Source organism: Lentilitoribacter sp. EG35 (assembly GCF_040784015.1).
Taxonomy (GTDB): Bacteria; Pseudomonadota; Alphaproteobacteria; order Rhizobiales; family Rhizobiaceae; genus Lentilitoribacter.
Window position 1 is genome coordinate 1 of the sequence record NZ_JBFNGQ010000020.1, and the last position, 16,295, is coordinate 16,295.

General features: G+C 40.9%; 16 protein-coding genes. 9 read left to right on the forward strand and 7 right to left on the reverse strand.

Features of this window, described 5'->3' with window-relative positions:
• Positions 1–13: 13 nt before the first annotated feature.
• From AB2J24_RS19490 to AB2J24_RS19500, 3 genes are all read left to right on the forward strand, one after another.
• On the forward strand, positions 14–112 hold the full coding sequence (locus tag AB2J24_RS19490; RefSeq protein ID WP_367386771.1) for an integrase core domain-containing protein: 99 nt from the start codon (positions 14–16) through the stop codon (positions 110–112).
• Between the two features lie 119 nt (positions 113–231).
• Positions 232–1,107: a HEAT repeat domain-containing protein gene (locus AB2J24_RS19495; protein WP_367386756.1), complete on the forward strand. Its 876-nt coding sequence runs from the start codon at positions 232–234 to the stop codon at positions 1,105–1,107.
• Positions 1,108–1,188: 81 nt separating this feature from the next.
• A complete protein-coding gene (locus AB2J24_RS19500; protein ID WP_367386757.1) occupies positions 1,189–1,425 on the forward strand; it encodes a hypothetical protein in 237 nt (78 codons plus the stop codon).
• 454 nt (positions 1,426–1,879) lie between these two features.
• Here the strand turns inward: AB2J24_RS19500 and AB2J24_RS19505 are convergent, their stop codons facing one another.
• The 7 genes from AB2J24_RS19505 to AB2J24_RS19535 form a co-directional block, all read right to left on the reverse strand.
• Positions 1,880–2,878, reverse strand: coding sequence for a hypothetical protein (locus tag AB2J24_RS19505; RefSeq protein ID WP_367386758.1), 999 nt, complete (start codon positions 2,876–2,878; stop codon positions 1,880–1,882).
• On the reverse strand, positions 2,875–3,540 hold the full coding sequence (locus AB2J24_RS19510; RefSeq protein ID WP_367386759.1) for a hypothetical protein: 666 nt from the start codon (positions 3,538–3,540) through the stop codon (positions 2,875–2,877). Before AB2J24_RS19510 ends, AB2J24_RS19505 begins: the two co-directional genes overlap by 4 nt.
• The gene (locus tag AB2J24_RS19515; protein WP_367386760.1) at positions 3,530–4,000 is read right to left on the reverse strand and encodes a hypothetical protein; all 471 of its coding nucleotides are present in this window, start codon (positions 3,998–4,000) and stop codon (positions 3,530–3,532) included. Before AB2J24_RS19515 ends, AB2J24_RS19510 begins: the two co-directional genes overlap by 11 nt.
• Positions 3,997–4,596: a MotA/TolQ/ExbB proton channel family protein gene (locus tag AB2J24_RS19520; RefSeq protein ID WP_367386761.1), complete on the reverse strand. Its 600-nt coding sequence runs from the start codon at positions 4,594–4,596 to the stop codon at positions 3,997–3,999. Before AB2J24_RS19520 ends, AB2J24_RS19515 begins: the two co-directional genes overlap by 4 nt.
• 117 nt (positions 4,597–4,713) lie before the next feature.
• On the reverse strand, positions 4,714–5,061 hold the full coding sequence (locus tag AB2J24_RS19525; protein ID WP_367386762.1) for a hypothetical protein: 348 nt from the start codon (positions 5,059–5,061) through the stop codon (positions 4,714–4,716).
• A gap of 20 nt (positions 5,062–5,081) precedes the next feature.
• The gene (locus tag AB2J24_RS19530) at positions 5,082–5,693 is read right to left on the reverse strand and encodes a hypothetical protein (protein ID WP_367386763.1); all 612 of its coding nucleotides are present in this window, start codon (positions 5,691–5,693) and stop codon (positions 5,082–5,084) included.
• 14 nt (positions 5,694–5,707) lie between these two features.
• Positions 5,708–6,532 carry a hypothetical protein gene (locus tag AB2J24_RS19535; RefSeq protein WP_367386764.1) on the reverse strand — a complete coding sequence of 275 codons (825 nt, stop codon included), beginning with the start codon at positions 6,530–6,532 and terminating at the stop codon, positions 5,708–5,710.
• A gap of 90 nt (positions 6,533–6,622) precedes the next feature.
• Here AB2J24_RS19535 and AB2J24_RS19540 point away from each other — a divergent pair, with 90 nt between their 5' ends.
• From AB2J24_RS19540 to AB2J24_RS19565, 6 genes are all read left to right on the forward strand, one after another.
• The gene (locus AB2J24_RS19540) at positions 6,623–7,000 is read left to right on the forward strand and encodes a hypothetical protein (RefSeq protein WP_367386765.1); all 378 of its coding nucleotides are present in this window, start codon (positions 6,623–6,625) and stop codon (positions 6,998–7,000) included.
• The gene (locus tag AB2J24_RS19545) at positions 6,997–9,582 is read left to right on the forward strand and encodes an ABC transporter ATP-binding protein (protein ID WP_367386766.1); all 2,586 of its coding nucleotides are present in this window, start codon (positions 6,997–6,999) and stop codon (positions 9,580–9,582) included. The genes AB2J24_RS19540 and AB2J24_RS19545 overlap by 4 nt, the downstream gene beginning before the upstream one ends.
• Positions 9,582–10,427, forward strand: coding sequence for a hypothetical protein (locus AB2J24_RS19550; protein WP_367386767.1), 846 nt, complete (start codon positions 9,582–9,584; stop codon positions 10,425–10,427). Before AB2J24_RS19545 ends, AB2J24_RS19550 begins: the two co-directional genes overlap by 1 nt.
• Entirely contained in the window at positions 10,428–13,052 is a 2,625-nt protein-coding gene (locus tag AB2J24_RS19555) for a hypothetical protein (protein WP_367386768.1), read from the forward strand.
• A complete protein-coding gene (locus AB2J24_RS19560) occupies positions 13,045–15,726 on the forward strand; it encodes a vWA domain-containing protein (RefSeq protein ID WP_367386769.1) in 2,682 nt (893 codons plus the stop codon). The genes AB2J24_RS19555 and AB2J24_RS19560 overlap by 8 nt, the downstream gene beginning before the upstream one ends.
• A 389-nt stretch (positions 15,727–16,115) precedes the next feature.
• The coding region (locus AB2J24_RS19565; protein WP_367386770.1) for a hypothetical protein at positions 16,116–16,295 on the forward strand (180 nt) is incomplete at its 3' end.

Consider the following 16,295-nt stretch of genomic DNA (forward strand, 5'->3'; position numbering starts at 1 on the left):
GGCTAAAATTGTTATCAATAAATGGGTGAAACAATACAACACAATCAGACCGCATCAGGCACTAAACATGAGGCCACCCGTCCCAGAAACTCTTCTAAATAATGGCACATAATATAGGGGCTGGACACTTGGAATAACTTTTATCGCTGGGTCATCGGTACCAATATCGCGTTACTAGTAGCGTTTGGTGGATTTGCAGGTACCGTTCTTCTTTTCGAGCAAAATAAACGATTGAAAGAGCAAACGAATGAGCTAATTGAACAGAGAAAAGAGATTAAACTACAAGGTAGTCGAACTGATGTTCAGAATGAGTTGATTGGTCTTGGCCTTACAGCGGATTTTAGAGATCGCCTGAAAATCGGATTGGAGAACGCGACAATTCCAGATTTAGACTTTTGGGTTCACGACGAAGAATGTGATGTTCGTACTGGATTTGAGAGTGCTCTCAGTGGTGGCAAATCTGCTTTGGCGACCGCGCCTAATCCCTCTGTAATCGCAGCGATTGCAGGGTTAGCCCAGTTTTCTCAAATAGCAGACAAAGTTACGTCTGCGTTATTTCACCTCTTAGAGGATGATAATCATTCCGTACGTCTGGGCGCTCTTTTGGCATTAGATAGAGCTGATCGACTATTTGATGGTCACATTGTTTCATTGGAAGGTGTCTATGTCGGCAATCTTAATATTAGGAACCGCATTAATCTAAATGTTACAAATAGCCTGATTAAAAGTATTAGGTGTCCGGATTGCATTGTGACTTTAAATGACTCGATTGCTTCAATTAGCCAAGTTGAATATCTAAGTGCGCACAATTCAACTGCGGTCACAGATGGGTATATAATAAGTGGACAAGATAGTTTTAGAGACCGGTCCAATCTCACGTTGCCATACATAAATCGCCTTAAGCTCTCTAATGTAAGCGGGCAATCGCTTTTTATTGGCTTTTTTAACCTGAATGATGCGTATTATTACCAAACTGAAACTAATAAACAGGTCGACTTAACGCACCTTAACTCGGTGATTGTTCGCGAAGGAGAATTTATTGCTACTCCTGCAACGTGTTCCGATTTTATTAAGTTCGCCTCCCGCTTAGAGTGGCTCCAATCCTGATCACTCTCTTACGAAATCAAACCGATCTGTTCCATAAGCGCAAATGCCTGACAGTTAGCACTGAATGTCAAGGAAAGCGTCATGCAACAAAATGCCGTGATAGTTGAAGAAAATAGAATGGATCTTAAAGTAGCTAAAAAAAGACAGATTCAGAACAGCGACATGGCGCAGAATCCTCTCCGGGATTTTTATTTTCTTTGTTTTACAGGATTATTAATTTTTGGGCTGACATTAACATTGCCTCTCAACGCAAATCTATCACTCTTAGAATTCATGGCGTTTTGGCTGGCTGGAATGATATCGGATAAAGATCGATAGAACGACACCGCAACTAGCCTGAATCAACACCTGGAGATAGTACTCATGATAAATTGATGCTATTATCCAGTTCAAAAATGTGATACTTAAAATGAACAGTGGCATGATTTCACTATATTGTCTTCGTCTTATTCTCATTAAATTTTGGAAACCAAGAAACAAACTCAACCAAATCAGTACACTTAAGACATGTAAAAAAATCTGATCTAAATTCACCACAAATGGTGTGATAATTTGTGAAATGCCATGGACGGCAGGTATGATCAGAAAGTTCATACTTGCTAGTTTGAAAATCAAGATCCAACCATTAATCATCAGTACAAATGCAGATACAAGAATGAGAGCTGCAAAAGATGCTGTTGGCATGAAGTCGAACAGTTTTGTGTTGTTCAATTCTCCAATAGACCAAATTGAAAAGCCTACAAAAATTACATTGGCAAGAAAGGATAAATTGCTAGAACTGTTGATTTTCAAGTTCGATTATCTCCTCCAGTATTCTAACTTCACACCCGTTCTTTTGTTGCACATTACTTGCTAGCATTTTCGCTTCATCACCCAAATGCTTAATCGCCGACTGTGACTTCGACAATTTTGCTAATGCGAAACGTAGTAAACCTAACAATGGATCTTCTGGCGAAATACCGTTTAATGTACGTAAAGACGCCTCAACATGTGCCGCTTGAACAGGGCATGGTGATAGCTGCATCAATTTACTAATCCGCCCAAGAACGTCTAAGAGCGAACTTGAACACTCATAATCAGATGTGGCTGACCAGAGCTCAAGTGCAATTACAATTCCCATCATATGTGCGTTGAAAAACTTTGGCTCAATCTCAATGGCTTTGTTGATTAGCCGCAAAGCATCATCATACTTTCCACTCGAATATAATTCCAACGATTGAAAAAAATAAACATCAGCAAGTTCTAAAGTACGGCGATCTGCAGCCTTGCGGGTAAATTCTAGCCATTGCCCAGCCTCATCCGACTGTAATCGAAAAGCAATCTGAGTGATAAGAAGCCCAGAATACAAACTCCTTTCACTGTTTAATGCTGATAAATCGGTCTCCAGAATTTTTTGTGCGGTTTGAACATCCTGCGATAAATGGGCAGCTGTCAGACGCTTTGCAAACAATTGATCAAATTTCTGCATCACTTGTCCATTTCGCATGAAAATCAAGTCACCTACGCTGTCTGCATTGTTTTGACCGCTAACGCAGGAACAACCCGCCTTTTTAACCGCAGGTGCCAAGATTGGCATGGACTTATTTTCGCATACAGTAGTGCTTCTCGCAGTAAGCGACAGGGTTAACCCGGTTCGGCTTTGCTGTCTGCATATTTTTTCTTGTGCGACATTAACCTCTTGTACTGTCTCTTCATCAATGAGACATTCCGCGTGTACTGAACCGGTATAAGTGCCTAGAATTATTATGATGAGAACGCCAAGCTTTTTCATCTAAACTGTCCCATTGTACCAAAGTTGCCCGATGAACGCGCAATCAAAAATGTTTGTCTACCTTCACTCTTTGAGGGATTGGTAAAAACAATCTGTGGTCCCGTCCCATCTTCAGTCAGTCTTGCTAATAAGTTCAACTCTTCTTGCGCCGACGATCGCTCGATAAACACCGTATCCTGCGTCGCAAATTTCAAATTGCCAAATTGCTCAGAACTATATTGTGCTCCCCAAAAATCACCTGTTACCGGCAATAGTGTGCTTTTCTTTGGGCGGCTGATTTCCACTGTATACCCTGTAACACCGAGTTCATTGCCCCATGATATTGAAATATTAGTTCCATCAGCAAGCTGCCTTTCTAGAGTATTTCCGTTTATTTCAAGCAATAATTGCGCAATGTCAGAAAACACTATTTCAGTGGCGAGACCTTGTTCTACATACCAAAATTTTTTGATTGGATTTATTGGGCGAAATCGCTTGAATGCCATCGTCTGGTTTTCGACATCTTCCTGATAATATTCATAGTCAACATCACCAATGCCTGATGTGGCAGTCTGAGCAACTAGGACAATAAAATATAATAGGATTATCGATAGAAAAGACGTAGCGATGTCAAGCTGAGAACCAGACTCGTCTTGATCAATTTGTTCTTCTTCATCCGCCATCTGCCTGTCCCTGTTTGTAAATGATTTTAAACGATGGGATAGCTGAACTTCGATCTTCTGCTGTAACTTCGAGACTGTCACAAGTTTCAGGTCGGGTAAAAGCACATGTAAAGAGGCTTTGACATTGCAGGAATGCTTGTCCTCTGGCCACCAGCAAGACATTTGCAATGGTCGATGTATGGTTGTATAATTTTCCCTCAAGGTAAGACCTAAGCATTTGAACTCGTTGATTATTTATTCTTGGTGTTTCAAACGAAACTCTAGGTGCTTCTGGTTCCATGACATACAATTTTATATCGCGATAACCAGATCCGGAGCACTCGATTGTTAAATCAGCTTGAGGAAGGTAGCCTACTTTTTTCGGCTGTTTCGGCACAACAGTTATCAATATTATGAGGATCGCAACCATACAAAACATTGCATCAACGATTACAATTGACCCAGAAGACTGATAGTTCAAATTTCATCCTCACATGCTGTTTCCTGAAGGAACTTTTTAGGTCTTGCCGCCTTTATCCTTGTCAGATTCATATCTAAAGATATTGCAAATACCGAGACAATAATTGCGGATATTATACCTTGTATTGTTGTATCGAAAGCAACATCAAGATTTCTGAAAACCGGCGCAATTTTTTCCGCTGTCAAACCACCTGTAGTATTTGATATTGTGCTTAAATCAGCGACGGCACCTGACAACCCATAAACTGTTCCTAAAAAGCCCAGCATTGGAAAGAGCCATAAAACAGTACTTATTGGCAACTTACTTGCGGATGCATTATAGTTTAATTCTGATAAACCTTCATCACCATAATAACTCACTTTTTTTCTATCCCAAAAGCTGGGAGATCGCCCCGATAAAGCTGCTATAATGGGTGCATACGCCGGACAAATACCATGTCGTGACCTGAATTCAAATTCAATTCGCGCAGCCCATAGCTGAAAAAGGATGAAGGTGATTGTTCCACTTAATATAACCAGCATCAATTGTTGATACTCATTGCGAAACAGTCTTGTCGCGATCTTATCTATTCGATTGTCTTGCACAATCATTTCCATGATGGTTTGAGACAAGAAGTCTCGACCCAATAGCCAAAAGCCAAGAAAAACAAAGCACCAAGCAATCAGAGCCCTTAATGTGTTTATCTTTTGGGATATCATACTACCTGCTGACTTCTACGAGTTCTTTTCCTGCTGGCAATGCCGGAACATAAACGCATTCATTTGATCCAATTGTCGGTTTATTTCATCTTGTTGACGTAAAAATTCGTCCAATAAGGCATAAGTTGATTGATCTTCTTCCCCTTGATTAATGATTTCCTCAAGCCTAGTGACCTCTTGTTCCAATGCATTAGATAACGCTTTTATAGATGTAATAGATGCAGTGATGATTTTAAGTTGATCAACAATAATTTCATTATCAGTGCAATATAAACCAGCATCAATTTTGTCAGCAAATGAGAGGGTGGAGCTGGTGACCAAAGAACCAAGGCCTATTGCAGCAAATAAAATACTTGTTCGCATACCAGAACCACCTATATGAATTACTCTTGAACAGCTTCGGTCTTTATAGTTATGCCACCACCACTCTGAGCGTCTTTTAAAATTTTATCCATCTCGTTGTTGGTCGCAACCAAGGCTTGATACTGGGATTTGTATCCTTCAATGACCTTTTGACCTTGTCTAATTCTGAACCGTGTTACGGCTTTACTTTTTTCCTGTTTAAGCTGTTCAATGATTGTCACAGATTTCGCAGCTTCATTTATGAAATTAATCTTGATAGCAGCTGCATCTTCAGCAATCTTCAGCAGCGCAGCAGCGTCTTCATCGTTACCTTTGGCAACTTCATCATCTGCAAACCCTTGATATAAAGCGATAAACCTATCGAATTCCGCTGCATTTTCACTTTCTGAACCAACAGTATTGATAAATTCCTGATAAGACTCGATCATTTTATCAAACACAGCTTCTGCTTCTTCTGCACTTTTGACATCTTCTTCAATTGCCGCTTGCAGCTCACTAACAACTTGCCTTTGTTTCTTAAGAAACTCAGATGCACTGATGAGATCTAAAACAGTCTCATCCTTTTCTTGCGCCATTGCTGGAGCTATCACTGAGAGACTAAATACAAATAATACAACTAAAAATTTCTTCATACTAATACCCTTTTCTAACAAGCAAATTGATAGGTTGAATAACCATTCTCGATGCGCTTAACGACAGATTCTGCGTTTCTTATAATGAGCGGAATTTTAGAAGCCTTTTTGACACTTGGATCTAATTTAGCGACAAGACTATAGATAAGGCGCCTAATAGCATCGACGCTGCATGAATTGTCTGTTGGATCACATTGCAATTGTTCAATCCATTTTCCGACTTCTTTATGGCAGCTTCGCTCCTTATCCAAAGCCGCTTCCAGGCGACCTAAAGGCGCTGATAAATTTTTCGCAAATGTGTTCGCTTCTGTGAAATCTGACTCTTGTATCTTACACATATTTTCGTCGAATTTGATATTCGAGAACTTTGCATCCAAATCAGAAAACGGCTGAGTAGCATTAACAATCCCGTTAATCTGGCACTCTAAAATGTCAAAATTTCCGGCACATGAAGGGATGGGGTTTTTGATGTTCACGTTAGACTCGCGAATTTTAATGTCGGCCCGACATTGCGCCTTTAACTCCTCGTACCAATTTTCGTTGATTGCCAACTCTGGCACCATACTGGTTGTTGCTTTGTTGGGATCGCAAAAATCCTGATCAGACTTCCCAATTGCACTGGCCGCGATGACCTTATCGCACATATCTGAAACTTCAGTGGAACTGGTTGAAAAACTTACATCCTGACAAGCAGGAAGGCAAGTTTGAGGGCACGAACCTAACGAAGAATTCTCCGCAGAACACACTTCAGGATAAGAATTTTGCGCCAAAGATGGAGCATGGGCAAACGGCAAAACAACTATAAGTACAGTTAATATTTCGTTAAACTTTTTAATCAAGCACTTGTCCTCGCGCAAAACTTGTCTAAACTATAAATACACATTCATGCAAATGTTTCAATCGTAAATGTCATTTTTGGGTATTAAGGTATGTTGGTTCGAATTAAATGTAATTTTTTGGCAGTTTTGGTTGCTGCAACATTTTTACCAGTGAATGTCTTTGGACAAACATCTGATAATATTGCAAATAATTCGGAAACTCAAAATGAATTGTGGACTTGTCAACGGCAACTGGAGGGTGAAAAACTCGTCAATGAAACTTCAAAAAACAAAGTCAATTTCCTGATTGAGCAAAAGAACGAATTGGAAGTTAAGATCCAAGTGTGTCAGAATAATGCTGTGACAGGCGACGGGGAAGCATTCGTTACTCTACCAGTAATTGAGTCGATTGATAAACGTGTTTTTGATAGGTCCTTAGAAATTCTATCTCAAATTGAAGCGACCATTGAAGGCTTGACGAAACAATGAAAGCTGACACTGCAAGCAGTGGAGCTATGACCGTTCCAGCGATTTCTATACGGCGCCTAAAGCAGACTTTTGGTGGTACCGGCGGAGTTTCGATTCCACATCTTGACATATCCATGGGCAAGACAACTGCAATATTAGGTAAGTCTGGATGCGGAAAAACAACGCTCCTGCATCTTGTATCGGGAATGCAGCTGTCTGAAGTGATAGAGGATGATACTGAGCTGAACATTGCCTATTTTTCAAATGGGGAATTAGTGAGCATCGATACACATGAAGCTGATGGTTGGTCGAAAATTCGTCGTTCCATTGGTTTTGTTTTTCAAGATGCGCTGTTGATTGGCTCTGCAAGTTCAAAAGCCAATCTCGAATTGTCCATCGCGACGGCCTCCCAACCCAAAGCAGATAAAAAAATTAAAGAGCTTTGGCAGGATCTTGGCATCGACAGCGAACGTCTCGACTTGCCTTCTCGCGTTTTGTCAGGTGGCATGAAGCAACGAGCGGCCATTGCACGTGCATTATTGCGTGAACCCTCAATCATCTTTGCGGATGAACCGACAGCGAACTTGGATAAACGGTCTGCGTCTTTTGCAATGGATGCACTGCTTCGCTGGAAAAATAACTGTCCGTCAAGGACTTTAATCATTGTTTCGCACGATCACAGCTTGGTAACGAAATATGCTGATGAGCTCATTGTTTTGCAGAAAGATGATGAGCAGAATGCAGGCGTACTTTTGCCTACTTATCAATGGCCTATGATCAACCCGAAAGAGAAAAGCGCCATCGATGAATTGGTCTTTGACAGTCACGATCAAGATAGGACAGAACCTCCAAAGAGTGACAATAACAAACGAATTTCACCTTTATGTTCTTCCCCAATAATCAATCCGGAAATCAAGGAAGCTCTGTCGCAAAAACTGTCTCAGCAATCTGCTAGTCGAGCTTATGCCTATTCTGTTTTCACTAGAGTGGGTATGTCGATTATGCGCGGGACTGATAGTCCATCTACTTCAAGTTCTAATTTCTCTCCTGTTATTCTCGGTTTTGTGGAAGCATTTCTTTATGCATTGGGGCTGGCTGTTTTCATTATTGTCATTCTGAATGCATATAGAACATTTTTCAGCATTGAATTTGGAACCACATTAGCTATTTGGCTTCCTTCAACCACTGCAATTCTTCAATATCCAATTCTACTAACTACATTGGTCGTACTGGTATTGGCCAGTTTTGGTTTAATATTAAATCGGACGGTGTTCAAATTGTCCTTGCCCGCCTTGCTTTACATATCGACTTTGTTTGTCTTGATTATTATTGCAATCGTTTTCGTATTCGTCCAATCGATAATTAGTTCTGAATTTGAAAACCGAATGAACGACCCTGCTGTTCAACCTGTCTTGGTACAAAGTGGATCTAGTTCGTTATTTTCAGATGAGCTCATTTCTCAGATCCGTGAGAGATTTGACGTCTCGGAAACATTCAAAACGAACTATGGCAGCGATGTGAATGTATTTGGACGATATCATAAACTTGGGGTTAGAGCCTATGTCCCAAATCAGCCGCAAAATTCAGACAGATTACAGCAATGTTCGACTGATCATCTAAACTATAATGAAATTTCGATCGTAGCTCCAACTCGCGAGGAATATTTTGCGTCCGGACTGCAATATTCCCCGCTGGATGAGGAATTCTTTGGAACACCGAACGAGTTTCAAGATGCGCCTCCCGATCTTGCAAACATTGAATTTGAGATGGTCAACACGTCAGACATCGGTACTGTTTTCGAACCACCCGTTTCGGAAATTTTATTAAGCCTGGACAGATATCAATTTTTTCTCGAAAACAATGTAAATATTGCACCTACTTGGCTTTGCATAGATGTGAAATTTACCAGCAAAGACACAAGCGATGATTTACCGGTACGCATTAAGGGTATTATCAAGGATATCCCCCCATTTGATACACGCAAATATGATGCAGTGTTTGGGCAAACCGGTGGTGAGCTGCTCGAGACCAAAGGAACGTCGATTAATGTCGATTACAAGATCGCCGCAATTTGGTTAGATAAGGAAAATAGGCAAGAATCTTTGTCTGAAATTGATCACATGGTGGAAGATGGACTGATTAAAACAGTCCCAGGCTACACCGCTTTAAGGAAAGTACTGCAGGCTGCAAATTTTCTGTCAATCATCATAAACTCACTCACAACTGCAGTATTTTTTATTGTTTTAGCGGTTCTGTACCTCATTACAACTCAAATCATCGAGACACTTCGGCGTGAAATAGCTGTTGTCAGAGCCTTTGGCTGTAATTTCGTACAGTTACTATGCTTTGTTTTTTCAGCAATGCTTATGCCAGTAGTTTTCGTGGCGATATATACGATCTTGATTGCCGTATTTATTGGTCCGACTCTCCTCACGGTCGGCGGAAATCTTATTGAAATCGAAACATTCAATATCAGCAACTTGCTGCTAGTGTCCTTTGGTGTCCTGGGTACCTTCGTTGGTTCATGGATCGTTTTGACGACGGCGATCACATTCAGGGTGAACCGCTTAAACATATCGGCTGAATTGCAGGAGACAACCTAATGAAAAACAACTTTTCCTTACCCCATTCTTTGGTCAAATTCCTTTTTGTTTTAGGGACAATACTTACCACGACAAACGCGGTATTTGGTCAAGAGCAATCAAAAATCAGCTCTTGTCAGTCTATTGCAAGTGACATGGAAATTCGACTGCAGAATGTGTTGGAAAAACTGAAAGATGTACCTGTTTGTGAACCTGAACGAACCCCATCGTCACCACCCTTAGGCACAGCTATTTCCGAACTCGAAGCTGAGTTACAAAAAAGTGAAGACCAACGTGAGCAACTTGTTAAGCAATCAAATGCCTTAAGAACAGCAATTAAGCAGACAATACTTAATCGGCTTACAGGACTATTTGATGCTCCATGTGAGGAGGTTGACGCGCAGTGGTTTTCAGAAACCGGCATAGAAATTAAGGTAACTCAGATAGGAAAAAATGATACAAATCGCCAAATTGACCAAATCGTTCAAGATTTAGCTGGGATATCCATCGACAAATCAATAAATCAATTAAAGATATGCGGGATTGCACTAAACAGCCAATATGCCATCAAATTAGATGACAATGGCCCAATCCTATCAAATCGATCTGAATTAGACGCTAAGGAGCTACCCAAAATAGCGGGGCAAGGCTCAGATCTTAATCAAGAATGCGGTCGAATTGGTGCTCTCATAGTTGATAATAGCCAAACTACTGACAAATTGGCAGACGAAGGCTTCTGGGTCACACCGGAAGAATTGGGAGGAATATATCTGTGTGTTGCGGATAAGCCCGACTATTCGACATGGAAATTCATGCCCTTTGTCGGAGACAAACAAACCGGTCTGGTGATTTTGGAGGATAGCTAAATGAAAGTTTTTTGTTGTGACCTGCCCTCACTCAATTTTCAAAGAGCCATTTGGACTTTCCTGCTCACGGCAATAATTCTAGGCTTCAACTTGTTTTCGGCCAACGCTAGACCTGTAAGCATATTTATAGACGCTAAACCTCCGAGATTTGAGGGGAAATTAATCTCAATAAAACAAATCGAGGTTCCAAAAAATCACAAAAATCAACTTGAATATTCAAATGTTATCAGTCTTACCAAACACGACTTTGAAACCGTTAAAAAACATAACAGTGAAGATGTATCCTATCATCTTAGAGCATTGACCACGTTCTCAGAACCTTCAAACGGCGATAAAAATGAGTTACCAAATCTATTATATTTGGCTCATTTTAACCAAGATATCTCCGGTGAAGAGCTGGATAATATGAAACTTTCCTTTTTGGATCAGAACAATAGTAAGCTAACTATAGAACAACTCCGTTCAATTACGTATAGTTTAAAAGGCAAACCTAAAAACTACAGTTTTGCGGCTAAATCAATCACAATTCAAACCGCTCCTGATAGAAATTATTCAACATTCAAAAGAGAATATGATGTTCTTTATATTTGCGACAACGAGGATAATTGCAACTCGGAAAAGATAAAGCGGAAACATAGTGAGTTATCTCAATTTCTTAGTAAGAATCAAAATAGTTTTTCTCCTAGCGCAGAGGGTAAGAACCCCACTACTAATTTGGGTGAGACCACTTCCCGTATCGGGACGAAACAAAGCGCATCAGGAAATAGCGAATTTTTAATTAAAGGAAAACAGATTGGTGACGAACAGTCGAACGATAATAGCAAAAATGATGCCGAAAACGCGGTTCCAATACCACGCGACATTGGTTACTTTGGCGCGTTAGTCGTCATACGAGATTTCCGCGAGAAAGATTTAGATAAAAGACCTTGGTGGGCGGCAATATCAGCTAATTGCGGTTCACGGGAACCTCTTGGCAAGATTGAAATGACTACCAGCGGGTACTTAAGTCTTAAACCAAAACCGGATGAATTATTGCCAGATGGTTGCATTTACATAGCCGATTTCGACCTCTCTTTGCCTGATGTATTGGCTGATGCAACCTTATTTTGCATGCGCGCAAACAATGCAGAGACCATTGAAGTTTCCCCACGGGTTATTTTGGACAAGAAGTATCAGTGCTCACCTCCGCCAAAAAAGATTAAGCTCTCGTTCGAACTCCGGGGATTTTTAGGTGATGATGGCTCAAAACAAAACGTAACAAAAGTCCTTGAGGTACTAGAAAGTAGCGGAACATCGCTTGAAATTGGCGTCCAAGGTGAGGATGAAAACAAAAGATCATTATTAACAGGCCTTTTGAGCACAAGTCGTGAATTCTTGAACCTACCGAAAGAACTTTATAAGGCGTTCCGCAACAATAAAATTGTTGCTTATTTTAATGGTAAAGAAGATATCATCGAAGTTGATATCGACGAACAAGGCTCGGAATTGAACCTGAAAATTCCGCCTTTCTACACCGACTTGAAAGATCTCAGTCTTGAACTAACATCACCTCAGGGCAATCTTGTAAGAAATTGTGAACCTGTTCTGAAATTGCCATCTGATGGATCTATTAAGCTTGTTAATGTAAAACGAAATCCAGGTCCAATTACTCTCACCCAAACAAACGGGCTATATATTGCAAGTTCAAATGTTCGAAATGGTCGCTTGATTTTTTCTGATCCGAGAAGCAATGCGATTGAATTAGATCTGGGTTCTGACGAGGAATGTAGATTTAATGGCAAGCAAATCATTTCAAATTTAACCTCTGCTGACTTTGGCGGGGCAAAACTGACTTACACAGTCGGCCCGGTTTTGAAAACTCTTCTTGTCATTTTCAGTCAACACCAACCCAGATTGGATCATCTCCAGCTCCCGCTTATTGCAAGCGAAAGGACGATGAACGCGTTGGTAGGGGAATTGCAAAATATAATCGATGCCGGCCAATACGAGCGTTTCGGTTTTGCCGTTCGTTCTGAAACGCTCTCGGAACCAAAGCTTTTTGCCAATCAGAAAAAGATAGACAGATTCTTTGAAGCTGAATCCGGTGAAAAAAACATCATAAGTGAAATATCTGAAGCATTTGTCGACCAATCAGAGTCGGCCAATTTTAGCTTTAAGAAGGACTTACGAAATCAGTTCCTTCAAATCGCGGAACTAAAAAGTACCGACATATCCAAGATGAACAACACCGACTTGCTGATCTTGTCGATGGGTCTAAATATTGGATCAGAAGAAGAGAATAGAAGTAGTATTTGCAACTTGCTCACCAACATTCAACTCGGCGCACAGGCCGCGCGTGATTTTCCGATTGACAGTCGCATTATGGTTGTATCTGTTGGAGACAAAAGTGAAAATTCTAATATCAAAACACCGTTTGCGGAAGATGGTTCTCAACCCATGAATGAAGATGAGATTGTTGGCTATCAATGCGACTCGGCAGATAGTTGGGTGAACGAAGACAAGGCACAGTTTGAAGGCATTGTCATGGAGGCCAGTAATTTATCTTCCAACGCATTGAGGCGTCAAACAACAAAAACCGTAAAAGATAAAATTATTGATTTTTTCGGGAGTAATGCAAATGAATAAGATTGCCTATTTATTCAAAATGTTAACTGTTGTGAGCATTATATCAGTGGGAGCTGTGGATGTATCTTTTGCTCTAAAAAGAGCATCCGATACAGAATTTTCTGAACACGAAACAGGACGCGAAGCGGCCTGTCCTGATAGGGCCTTTCGCTCCTTAAAGGACGGTGAAGTGAATACAGAAAAACGACTGCACAGGGTATTCAGGCATACTTTTTTTGTTAATACTGAAACAAACGAAAGTTTTATCGGACCATTTAAATCTTCAGAAGTGGCCAATCTAGTTCCCCAATTATTTTCTCGCGTAACTATTTTGAGTAGTTCTGACGATGGAGAAAAATGGCTTATCGCCTGGAAGCAAGACAACAACACCGTTTGCACCTGGATTGGTTCAGACGCGCTTTTAGGCATTGATAAATTTCTGGATGTTCCTGATAATATTCGTAAACCGGTTACGGCTTATTTCCGCTATGGCCCTATACCTTTAAAGGTCCGGGATATCGAAAAACTATCAGGGCAAAACCCGAACTCGAAGAACACACTCACCGTCCGCGTTGTTCTCAGTAACCTTAATGTCGAAGGCGAAGAAATACCGGTCTACAATTCCCCTACCTCAGATCAACCAAATCAAGGTGGGTTAAAGCTATTCGAAACCTACACCGTTTATGATTGGAAGCTTGGAAAAACTCGCGGTAGACAAGATGGAATTCATTATCTAATTGGAAAAGACTTTATCCAAAACAATGCCCTTGTGGGCTGGGTCAGTCGATCCGATTTATACGAGTGGAATAGCCGAATGGCGATTTTTCCTCGGGTTAGTGGTCTAAGGGCACTCAAATTCGATGACGGTACCGGCGAATTTGAAACATCTGAATTACTTGATTATATCCCATTTCAGGAATTTAATGGGAGATCCCGGCAAAGGTATCCGGTCTTGCGCTCTGTGCCAGATGCGCCTAAAATCAAGGAGCTTGCTGACAGTCTACCATCGGGGAAGCGGCAAAATAGTTTAGAGCAATCTAAACTCGTAGAAGGTTATCAAATTGCCCTTCCCACCGAAAACTGCAATCAGTCCGGAACTGATTGTGTAAGCGCAGAAGAATTTGAACAACGTCGTCTCGATTATCAAAAACGCGTTGATAGTTTGAATAATCTTGATGTCTTGATCTTAATGGATGCGACAGAATCCATGCGAGACTATTTTCCATCCACTGCCCAAGCGGTTGAGAAATTTGCCGGAACTCTAGTTGAAGACTTAACAGCAAACGAGAATCTAAGCATAAGAGTAGGAGTCAATATTTATGGTGATTACCAAAATGGTAGAGCAAATTTAGGGCAATTATATTACAAAACGCTCGTGCCATGGTTCGAGCCGAACCAAGGGATAATGCCTCTTGATAACATGGGTCGATTTGCTAATCGGTTTGAACAAATCGCACCGAAAGACAAAGAGAAAGACAAGCCGGAAGGTTCCCTTGCCGCATTGATCAAAAGCGCGTCCGAGCAAAACTGGAGGGATAATGCTGGCGTCAAGTTTATTATACATCTAGCCGATCATGGGTCGCGAAAAAAGAACCAAACCAGTGGCGAAAACGGTTCTCAGCTAAAAGAACAAGTTGATGTAGGAGACGTCTTTAACGCGCTCGATGCCAAGAAAATCTTCTATATCCCCATCGCGGTTTTAGGTAAAAAAGCACCGGAGGACAATTTTGCGAAAAATGCACGGAGCGCATTTTTTGAGCAGGCCGCCTCAATTCTGGAAATGAGCAAGCTCGATGAGACCATCAGATCAACATACAACAACACCAATTCAACTGAATCCAACCAATCCAGACGAGATGCCGTTTATAGAACATTGAACCGGATGTGGAATGATGTTGGAAAATATCGCACAGAGATTCAATTTCGAGAAAACTGCATCAAATTAGATTTTGTCCCGGATGGGTGTAAATATCAACTTTCATCATCGAATGATTCAGCTAGATTAACCACAAAGCTTGATGAGAGCATGGATTTGTCGCTGGAACAAATTCAAAATATTTATGCTCGTCGCGATAATGTAAACAAAATCTGGGTGCGGCCTGTTGCAAACGACGCAGCTGGCAGTTTATCTGAATCCCTTTCCTATTGGGTGGCAATATATAAAAGCCGCTTTGACAATATGGTTTCCGCGTTTAACGAGCTGTGTCAGCTAACGACAAAGGCTGATGGAAGCGATGTTTCATCGCGTATCATCAATAGTTTACGGCCCGTTATTGGTGAATTTGCAAGCGAAGAAGAGAGTGATGCTGCAAAATCACAACCACTTTCGCTATTATTGTCACTCCCGTTTCTTGAAAGAGCAGGATATTTGGGTCTTTCCGCCTATGAAATCGAAAGTATTGTGATAGATGGCGGAGACGACGTCAACGAAATGCGTGAAGAATTTTGCCGTACTCAATTCCTGTTCAGTAGCATGGATTATGGCTCTAAAGAACTTATCGGCACAAGATATACCGTTACTGAAAATGGAACGGGCTCTAGGGTTCGCGCACCAAAGGCTAGTGAGTTGGAAACTGATGACAATGGCAACTTCATTGGCGGCGGTATAGCGCAAGTGGAAGAAGATTATGAATGGTTGGTCAAAACTGGTCGTGGGGACGGTATTGTCTTTGTACCATTTGAGTATTTTCCATAATGGAATTGAGCTGTTTACGTAACAGCGAAATATAACTTCCGTGGTAAGGCGAAAGTTCTTAAAAGAAGAATGCTACTGTCTAATTAGTTTAACTTGTTAGGTGAGCAATTGTCGCGCAAATTAAAGTAACGCATGTTATTTCAACAAGCATCATTTGTCCGTTTGTACCAATGCGAGAGAAGAAAGTCATAATATTTTTTGACATAGTTCAGTACCAATCTAATCTTTTGATGTTAGCCTAGGCACAGTTTATTAACATTCACTTAAAGTTGTTCTGCGATTTCTAATAAACCGTTAACATTTTGCCGCTGCTCAGCTCCCTGTAAATTGGACCAGAAAATATTAAGAAATTCATTTTAGCCTTTTAAGTTAGGAAAAGGATGGAAGCGATGAAAGCATCAAGATTTACGGATGCGCAAAAGGCGTTTGTTGTTAAGCAAGGTGACCTGAGCCCCAAGAACTCCTCCATTTATGGTAGAATTTGTCTCAATAATTGGAGACAAATAATGAAGCGCAGATTTAGCGACGAACAGATCATTTCAATGATCAAGGAACAAGAGAACGGTATG